Consider the following 534-nt stretch of genomic DNA (forward strand, 5'->3'; position numbering starts at 1 on the left):
CTCGTTGCTCACCACCGCCGTTACACTTGGCAACGCCGTATCACTCACCACTGTAGTGGTCGTCGTAGCCGTGCAGCCGTTGGCCGAGGTCACTGTCACCGAGTACGTACCCGCACTGTTGACCACAATGCTTGGCGTGCTCTCACCCGTGCTCCACAGGTAACTTACCCCTGGGCTGGCCGTCGTTGAGATGGTCGCCGTGGGCTGAGCCACCGTCAGGGTGTTGCTCACACTGGCCGTTACTGTCGGCACCGCTGTATCGCTAATCACTGTCGTCGTTGTCACCGCCGTGCAGCCGTTGGCCGAAGTAACCGTTACTGAGTACGGACCAGCTACACTCACCGAGATGCTCGAAGTCGTCGCGCCATTGCTCCACAGGTAGCTTACGCCTTCACTAGCCGTCGTTGAGATCGTGGCTGTTGGCTCGGCGCAGGTCAGGGTGTTGCTTACACTGGCCGTTACCTCAGGTACCGCCGTGTCACTGAAGACCGTCGTGGTCACCGACGCCTTGGCTCCGTTCTGGGCTGTCACCGT

General features: G+C 60.5%; 1 pseudogene. It reads right to left on the bottom strand.

The window, feature by feature from the left end:
- Positions 1-534: pseudogene (locus tag ACFSUS_RS29125) on the bottom strand (hypothetical protein); the annotation flags it as partial.

Origin of the sequence: Spirosoma soli (genome assembly GCF_042684525.1) — a bacterium.
Classification (GTDB): domain Bacteria; phylum Bacteroidota; class Bacteroidia; order Cytophagales; family Spirosomataceae; genus Spirosoma; species Spirosoma soli.